Annotated in this window: 5 protein-coding genes, 4 tRNA genes and 2 other RNA genes; 9 read left to right on the top strand and 2 right to left on the bottom strand. The window is 51.5% G+C overall.

Going from position 1 to position 6,378, the window contains the following annotated elements; translation table 11 throughout:
• The first annotated feature begins 495 nt into the window (after positions 1–495).
• Entirely contained in the window at positions 496–1,533 is a 1,038-nt protein-coding gene (gene murB, locus GRH90_RS25585) for a UDP-N-acetylmuramate dehydrogenase (RefSeq protein ID WP_162368784.1), read from the top strand.
• On the top strand, positions 1,530–2,489 hold the full coding sequence (birA, locus tag GRH90_RS25580; RefSeq protein ID WP_162368783.1) for a bifunctional biotin--[acetyl-CoA-carboxylase] ligase/biotin operon repressor BirA: 960 nt from the start codon (positions 1,530–1,532) through the stop codon (positions 2,487–2,489). Before murB ends, birA begins: the two co-directional genes overlap by 4 nt.
• Before the next feature lie 673 nt (positions 2,490–3,162).
• Here birA and coaA read toward each other — a convergent pair.
• Together coaA and GRH90_RS25570 are read right to left on the bottom strand one after the other, a co-directional pair.
• Positions 3,163–4,113, bottom strand: coding sequence for a type I pantothenate kinase (coaA, locus tag GRH90_RS25575; RefSeq protein ID WP_162368782.1), 951 nt, complete (start codon positions 4,111–4,113; stop codon positions 3,163–3,165).
• A 197-nt stretch (positions 4,114–4,310) separates the two neighbouring features.
• Entirely contained in the window at positions 4,311–4,859 is a 549-nt protein-coding gene (locus GRH90_RS25570; protein WP_162368781.1) for a GNAT family N-acetyltransferase, read from the bottom strand.
• A gap of 398 nt (positions 4,860–5,257) precedes the next feature.
• Here GRH90_RS25570 and GRH90_RS25565 point away from each other — a divergent pair.
• From GRH90_RS25565 to GRH90_RS25535, 7 genes are all read left to right on the top strand, one after another.
• Positions 5,258–5,333, top strand: a tRNA-Thr gene (locus GRH90_RS25565).
• A gap of 10 nt (positions 5,334–5,343) precedes the next feature.
• A tRNA-Tyr gene (locus GRH90_RS25560) sits at positions 5,344–5,428 on the top strand.
• A gap of 42 nt (positions 5,429–5,470) precedes the next feature.
• A non-coding RNA gene (locus GRH90_RS25555) (RtT sRNA) lies at positions 5,471–5,598 on the top strand.
• Positions 5,599–5,640: 42 nt separating this feature from the next.
• A non-coding RNA gene (locus tag GRH90_RS25550) (RtT sRNA) lies at positions 5,641–5,768 on the top strand.
• A 143-nt stretch (positions 5,769–5,911) separates the two neighbouring features.
• Positions 5,912–5,986: transfer RNA gene (locus GRH90_RS25545), tRNA-Gly, on the top strand.
• Between the two features lie 5 nt (positions 5,987–5,991).
• Positions 5,992–6,067 (top strand) — tRNA-Thr (locus tag GRH90_RS25540).
• 110 nt (positions 6,068–6,177) lie between these two features.
• The coding region (locus tag GRH90_RS25535; RefSeq protein WP_246236242.1) for a GTP-binding protein at positions 6,178–6,378 on the top strand (201 nt) is incomplete at its 3' end.

The raw sequence follows: 6,378 nt of genomic DNA, 5'->3' as shown, positions 1-6,378 counted from the left end.
CAGGCGACGGCCCGCAGGGTGGCCGCCGCAGGCGGGCATCAACTGCCAGGCATCCAATAATGACGAAGCCCTCTGTGAAAACAGAGGGCTTTTTCATATGTGCTGAACGGGCGGTTCGCTACTAGAACAGAGTGTTCAAGTCTGCGAAACCTTATTTGTCGTCGTGCTGAAAGCATAAATAGACCTATATCCTAATATAATAAAAATAGTATATTTATTTTATTTTAAATAATATTTATACTATTTACATATATTTTTAATATTAGTTTCATCGCATTATGTTTATTTAAAAACAAAAGAAAACATGTTTCTTCGGAATAAAAATAAAGAGTTATTCCTATTAATATAACCACTATGAGTAAGGTCGGATAATGGTTTTCCAAAAAAATTGCATAGGCAGAGGAACTTGCGTACCGATGGCGGACAAAGTTACTCGCTGAGATCCGCCCCGATCGGGTAAACTAGCCCCAATAGTGATTATGAAAGGCTTTTACCATGACAATGCACGGTGTGGCGTTAAAACACCTGAATACCTTTGCCATCGATGCGCTGGCCGGCCATATCGCCGCCGTCCAGACCGAAACGGAATTATTGACGCTTTGGCGCGAGGCCGAACGGCGGTCCGGTCCGGTATTGTTGCTGGGAGGAGGCAGTAATGTCCTGTTTTTGGAAAACTTTGCCGGCACCGTCTTGCTAAATCGCATCAAAGGTATCGCGGTCAATGAAGACGATCGCGCCTGGCACCTGCATGTCGGCGCCGGGGAAGACTGGCATGGCCTGGTTTCCTTCACGTTGGCCCAGGGTATGGCGGGGCTGGAAAACCTGGCGCTTATCCCCGGCCGGGTCGGATCAGCGCCTATTCAAAATATCGGCGCCTATGGTGTGGAACTGGAATCAGTATGCGAATACGTCGATCTGCTTGATCTTAACCGTGGGGATAAAACTCGCATCGGCGCCGCGGAATGTCAGTTTGGCTATCGCGACAGCGTGTTTAAACATCGCTACCGTGACGGCTACGCCATCGTGGCGGTGGGTTTCGTCCTGGCTAAAACCTGGCGCCCGGTGCTTACCTATGGCGATTTAACCCGCCTGGATAGCCATATCACAACCCCACGCCAGGTCTTTGACATCGTTTGCGCCATGCGGCGCAGCAAATTACCCGATCCCGCGGTCACCGGCAATGCCGGCAGCTTCTTTAAAAATCCGCTGGTCAGTGCCGCGGACGCGCAGCGCCTGTTGCAACAATACCCGGATGCGCCGCACTACCCACAGCCGGGTGGTGAGGTAAAGCTGGCGGCGGGGTGGCTAATCGATAAGTGCGATCTCAAGGGCTATCAGCTTGGTGCCGCCGCGGTGCATGCCAGGCAGGCGCTGGTATTGATCAATAACGGCCACGCCCGCGGACAGGATATTGTCGCGCTGGCAAGACTGGTGCGTAAAAGGGTGGCTGAACGGTTTAACGTCTGGCTGGAGCCGGAGGTGCGATTTATTGCCGCTGCGGGTGAAGTCGACGCGGTGGAGGTTTTGTCATGAAAGATATTACCGTCCCGTTAAAATTAATCGGGCTGCTTGCCGACGGTGAGTTCCACTCCGGTGAGCAATTCGGTGATACATTGGGAATGAGTCGCGCGGCCATCAATAAACATATCCAGACCTTGAGGGAATGGGGCGTGGATGTCTTTACCGTACCCGGCAAAGGCTATCGGCTCCATGCTCCCCTCCAGTTATTGGACGAGAAAAAAATCCTGTCGTTATTACCCCAGGACGGGGTCTCGGTACTGCCGGTGATTGATTCAACCAATCAATATCTGATGGAGAAAATAGCCGACCTGCGTTCCGGTGACGCCTGTGTCGCGGAGTACCAGATGGCGGGACGAGGACGACGCGGCCGCCAATGGATTTCGCCATTCGGCGCTAATCTTTACCTATCGCTGTATTGGCGTCTGGAACAGGGCCCGGCGGCGGCAATCGGTCTTAGCCTGGTGATCGGTATCATCATGGCGGAAGTATTGCATGACCTGGGTGCTCGTGATGTGCGCGTCAAATGGCCCAACGATCTCTATTTGCACGATCGCAAGCTGGCCGGCATCCTGGTGGAGATCAGCGGCAAAGCCGGCGATGCCGCCCATTTGGTGATTGGGGCAGGTATTAACCTGGCGATGCGTGAAATAGCCGAGCCGATCATCAGCCAGGGCTGGATCAATTTGCAGGAGGCGGGTATCGATATCGATCGTAATGCCCTGGCCGCTAAGCTTATCAACGAACTCAGGCTGGCATTGCCGGTTTTCGAACGGGACGGTTTCGCTGCGTTCGTCACGCGTTGGCATGCATTGGATAACTTCTACAATCGACCGGTAAAGCTGCTGATTGGCGAACGTAAAATCCAAGGCATCGCGCGCGGCATTGACGCGCGGGGCGCGCTGCTTTTGGAGCGAGACGGCAAGATAACACCTTATCTTGGCGGTGAAATCTCGCTGCGGGGGTTGTAAGCCCCTGAGGGACTTTCGTAACACAGAGCGACAAATCATACGGGCGGTCAACAGAGCGCCATAATGGTTCAAGATTCAAGGGACTACATTTTATAATCCGTTTCTTATCTTTCGTAGCAAAAAAGCCATAAGATTCATGATTCATAGAAAAAAACCTTTGTTTTTCTTCTTACTGCTGTTAAATGTGGGTAATCTTTCAGCTGAGGTTAATACCTCTAATCATAATAAATTTTAGAATAATATGCACGAGGATGCTTTCGGCCCAGTTCATAGTGATCCTATGGTTTATTCATCACAATATAACCTCGGGAAAACATATCATGATCCCTTTGCAAAAAAAAACATGAACATAACCGCGGTCAAATATCGAGATGGGAAGAGAAAGCGCCAGATAATAATGCCAAAGCATGCCTTACTCCTAGCGACCCTGGGTGCGTTAGCATGTATCAGAATGATATAAAAGTGAAACAAATGTTAGATCGCGCTGAATTCGATAAGAAGTTGAGAAGACAAAGTGGATATGAATATCTTGCAAAATGACTATAGCCGGGTTATCTGGTGGAATAATATGCAACGTTACCATGTCCCTTGGTGAGGTATTGATGGTCTTAATCCCCATTAACCATGTGGAGAGACGGTCCTCACGTGTTCTAGAGCCGATGAGTCAGAATTATTATTTCCTTAACCGTATGCTTTCGACCGCGTGATTCTCGCTTTTTGTCAAGATTAGACTGGCTCGCTCGCGTGTAGGCAGTATATTTTCCTTCAGATTTAACCCGTTAATTTCCACCCAAAGCTGGGTGGCGATTTGCACCGCCTCTTCTTCCGTCAGCTGGGCATAATTATGAAAGTAAGAATCCGGATTGGAAAACGCGCCCTGGCGAAACCTTAAAAAACGATTGATATACCAACTTTTTAGCAAATCTTCCGGCGCATCCACATAAATCGAAAAGTCGACAAAATCGGAAACAAATACATGATGCGAGGCATGCTGATAATCCAATCCACTCTGCAACACGTTTAATCCTTCGAGGATTAGAATGTCGGGTTGCGAGATTACTTTGTTATTTTCCGGCACGATATCGTAAATCAAATGCGAATATACCGGCGCGGTCACCTCGCTGGCGCCCGATTTAACTTCGGAAACAAAATTAACCAGACTGCGCATATCGTAGGATTGTGGGAATCCCTTTTTTTTCATTAATTCCCGTTCTTTCAGCACGCGGTTGGGATATAAAAAACCATCGGTGGTGACCAGTTCCACCGACCGGTGTTCCGGCCAACGGCTCAGCAATGCCTGCAGTACGCGTGCGGTGGTGCTTTTGCCTACCGCGACGCTGCCGGCGATGCCTATAACATAGGGAATATGCTGGCCGTTGGTGCCGAGGAACTGCTCCAATACCGCCTGTCGCCGCAAATTGGAACTGATATAAAAATTGATTAAACGCGATAACGGCAGGTAAATTTCCGCCACTTCATCCAGCGAGAGATCTTCATTGATCCCTTTGAGCTTTATGATTTCTGCCTGCGTTAACGTCAGGGGAACCGTATCACGCAAAGCGGCCCATTGCTTCCGGTTAAACTGAAGATAGGGTGTGGTAAGTGATTGATCACGATTTATCATAAGCTTAGCCAGCCTGTTGCGCAGGTCCAACCGGGGCAGCCGAGCCCACCCGGAACGAAAACAAGCTGCATAGTATAGACAGCTTCGTTAACATCGTAGAGTGTTTTTTCTGCTTAACCTATGAAATTATGACAATAGGAGAGCAGGCCCGGGCCATCCCCCTGGGCAAGGGGGTTATGGCCCGCACCGGCCGCTTTTCAGCTGGCGACGGCGTTCAACTGCTGGTTGACGGCAAATAAACGTTTGTAATAAATCACGGTGGGATGGTAATAGCCGTCCGGGGTGCAGGCGTAATCAGGAATTTCACCCAGGCAACGGTAGCCCAGCGCGCGATAGAACGCCTCCGCCGGGCTGCCGGACTGGGTGTCCAGGTACAGCAGGCCGCGCTGCTGCTCCCGGGCTGTACGCTCAAGCGCGCTGATAAGTGATTTACCAATCCCTTCGCGCCTGGCATGACTGTGGACCAGCAGCTTTTGGATTTCAGCGCGGTTTTGTCCATTTGGCTTACGGCATAAATCCAATTGGATACTGCCGACAATGCCCCGCTCGTCGCGGGCAATCCACAACAGTAAATCATTTTTCGCGATGCTGGAGCGCAGGCCGTGGATATAGCCTTCAGCTTCGTCCTGGGTCAGGGGATTGGTATAACCCACCGAGGCGCCGCGTGCGACGGCGTCCATCAGCAGGCCGGCGAGTTCGCTGCGGTAAACGGGAAGTGTAGCGGCATTCAATTGTACGATTTTCATGATGTCATCCTCCGGCCGGTGATATCACAGAAACTACACGGATAATCAAGCAAGATGCGTGCCAGTGGTATGACGTAGCCGGGGCGGGGCGGCGGCGGCCGGATACCGCCGCGCCAGGGGTTTCAGGCGTCATGGCAGTGCAATCCGGCCATTTTGGTGCAGCCAGGGCTGCATTGAAAATGCAGGCGGCGTGACGCCTGCGCCTTAATGGGGGTCACGAGTGGCTCCTCGCCTGCGCGCCACCCTGGCGCCGTCGGTCCTGGCGGCCCCACGTCTGAATAACAAACAAATTTGTGAAACATTTTCTGATTTTGGGTATTTTCTGAGCGAAAGTGCAATTTACGCAATTTTTTTGTTGCATAGGTCGCCGGCTCTACCTAGAATGCGCTGCACTTGATGCCGGCATAGCTCAGTTGGTAGAGCAACTGACTTGTAATCAGTAGGTCGAGGGTTCGACTCCTTCTGCCGGCACCAAAAAAAACCTGGTGGGGTTCCCGAGCGGCCAAAGGGAGCAGACTGTAAATCTGCCGTCACTGACTTCGAAGGTTCGAATCCTTCCCCCACCACCAAATTCGCCGCGGGCAGTCGTGGCAATCCCTGATGCAAAGCTACATCGTGCACCAGGGGGAAGGTTGAGAACCTTCGACCAAGGTTCGAGTCGAGTGAAGCGAGACAACGTCGCTTGCGACGGCCCGAAGGGTGAGGAACGAAGTGACGAATAATCCTTCCCCCACCACCAAATTCGCCGCGGGCAGTCGTGGCAATCCCTGATGCAAAGCTACATCGTGCACCAGGGGGAAGGTTGAGAACCTTCGACCAAGGTTCGAGTCGAGTGAAGCGAGACAACGTCGCTTGCGACGGCCCGAAGGGTGAGGAACGAAGTGACGAATAATCCTTCCCCCACCACCAAATTCGCCGCGGGCAGTCGTGGCAATCCCTGATGCAAAGCTACATCGTGCACCAGGGGGAAGGTTGAGAACCTTCGACCAAGGTTCGGAACCTATGGACCTTGCAACAATCTACAGAAATATCAGGTAGCCGAGTTCCAAGATGCGGGCATCGTATAATGGCTATTACCTCAGCCTTCCAAGCTGATGACGTGGGTTCGATTCCCACTGCCCGCTCCAAATGTGCTGATATAGCTCAGTTGGTAGAGCGCACCCTTGGTAAGGGTGAGGTCGGCAGTTCGAATCTGCCTATCAGCACCACTTCTAGTCTCCCTCCTGATTCACTTTCTGTTGGAAAATAAATTTATCAGGCCTATGTCTGGTTAATGTGGTGATACCACCGATTTATTCGTGTCTTAGAGGGACAATCGATGTCTAAAGAAAAGTTTCAACGTACAAAACCACACGTTAACGTCGGTACTATCGGCCACGTTGACCATGGTAAAACGACCCTGACCGCCGCCATCACCACCGTGCTGGCTAAAGCCTACGGCGGCAGCGCCCGCGCTTTTGATCAGATCGACAATGCGCCGGAAGAAAAGGCCCGTGGTATCACCATCAACACCTCTCAC

Source organism: Acerihabitans arboris, assembly GCF_010131535.1.
In the GTDB taxonomy this organism is placed as follows: Bacteria; Pseudomonadota; Gammaproteobacteria; order Enterobacterales; family Enterobacteriaceae; genus Acerihabitans; species Acerihabitans arboris.
Note: the sequence above shows the minus strand (reverse complement) of the source record. Positions and strands in the feature narration are given on the sequence as shown.